The following is a 1,655-nucleotide window of genomic DNA, read 5'->3' on the forward strand; positions in this document are numbered from 1 at the left end:
AGAACTTGACGCTGATCTTCTGAATCGCAGGGTGGTGTTTCGGATTGCGATCGCGATCGCGACGACGCAAGCCGCGGGCGTCGGAGAACGTGTAATGATGCCCGTCGCGGAAGACCAGATGATACTTGTCGCCTTCGGGCAGGGCTTTGTAAACCAGTTGACGTGATTCCGGTGTGAACGTGGGGTCGATCGGGCTGTCGTCTTGGGTTCCCGTCATGCACAGCAGGGGACGATCCAATTGGGCGAACGCTTTTTCCGGCGGCGGCCCTTTTCCCGGCTGCGGACTCATCGCCAAAAACGCGTCGAGGCGCGGTTCCTCGAATTTCCGTCCAAAATAGGACTGTTGGCCGGCCACGCCCAGCGTCGTGACGGCACCGAAGCTGTGGCCGCTCATGCCGATGTGTTCCAGGTCAAGCTTGCCGAACAGCGGATGGTCTTGGGTTTGATTCCATCGTTCCAGTTGATCGATCACAAAGGACACGTCGTCTAATCGGTCGCGTGCACTTTTGTAGCTGGCGGCGTTTTTGAGCGCATTGAATCGATCGCGGAGCGGCACGTTCTTCATCACGTCGCGATCACTGCCGGCGTGCTGGATGAACACCGCGACAAAGCCTGCGCCGGACCAATGCTGCCCCAAGTACGGATTGCCATCGCGAGAGCCGCCAAGCCCGTGAGAGAACAAGACGACCGGTTGGGCCGTGGCCTCGTCTGGCAGATACACCCGCAGGGGGACCGTGCGATCTCGCGTCGAATCACGAGGTTCAAATTCAATCTGCTTGATGCCCGGGGGCGACTGCGCCATCAGGTCCGACGGAATAGACAAACAGGACATCAGCCCGGCCACAAGCAGACTGGCTACCATGGCATGTCGCGCCCGCGGCCCGATCGAAGGTTGTGTCTGGATCAGTGACATCGCTCTCACGCTCTTGGAAAAAAATCAAAGGAAAAAGTAGTCTGACACGCAAAGATTGGATCACCCTTACGCCCCCCGGATGTCTCTTGCTGTAGCGACGCGAACACATTCCGCAGCAGGCTTGGTTGTCCCATTCGATCTCGGATCACCCATCTTGGCCTCCTTTTGAGATGATTTACAACAACGGCACTGAATTTTTCCTGACGTTCTCTTTCCTGATGTTTCACGACTCCTTGTGAGGATGCATCGTCTCATGAACCCCAATGGCATTCCCATTTGGCAAGTCGACGCCTTTGCGGCCCGTCCGTTTTCCGGGAACCCGGCGGCGATCTGTTTGTTGGAATCCCCCCGCGACGCGGAGTGGATGCAGCAGGTCGCGGCCGAAATGAATCTTTCCGAAACGGCATTTGTTGTCCCCGCCGGTCCGCCCAATGAATTCCGCTTGCGCTGGTTCACGCCGGCGGTCGAGGTTGATTTGTGTGGGCACGCGACACTCGGTGCGGCGCACACGCTGATCGAGCAAAAACGAGTGGATCCCTCGCGTCCGATTCTATTCCAAACGCGAAGTGGTTGTCTGAGTTGTCAGCATGACGGGGCGTCGATCAGGATGGATTTCCCCGCAACGCCACCCTCCGGATCGGTTGATCCAGCGACGGTTGCCAACCTTGAAGCAGCGTTGGGAATTGCCGTCGATGCCGTCGCGAAATCGAAAGAGGACGTGTTTGCCGTCGTCGATTCAGAG

2 protein-coding genes are annotated in these 1,655 nt (G+C 57.9%); one reads left to right on the top strand and one right to left on the bottom strand.

What is annotated here, in order from left to right; all coding sequences use genetic code 11:
• The coding region (locus ABX749_RS32065; RefSeq protein WP_372899622.1) for an alpha/beta hydrolase family protein at positions 1-832 on the bottom strand (832 nt) is incomplete at its 3' end.
• Between the two features lie 334 nt (positions 833-1,166).
• Between ABX749_RS32065 and ABX749_RS32070 the strand changes: the two genes are divergently transcribed.
• On the top strand, positions 1,167-1,655 hold a 489-nt coding region (locus tag ABX749_RS32070), incomplete at its 3' end, for a PhzF family phenazine biosynthesis protein (RefSeq protein ID WP_372899623.1).

Origin of the sequence: Stieleria sp. (genome assembly GCF_041595215.1) — a bacterium.
Classification (GTDB): Bacteria; Planctomycetota; Planctomycetia; order Pirellulales; family Pirellulaceae; genus Stieleria; species Stieleria magnilauensis.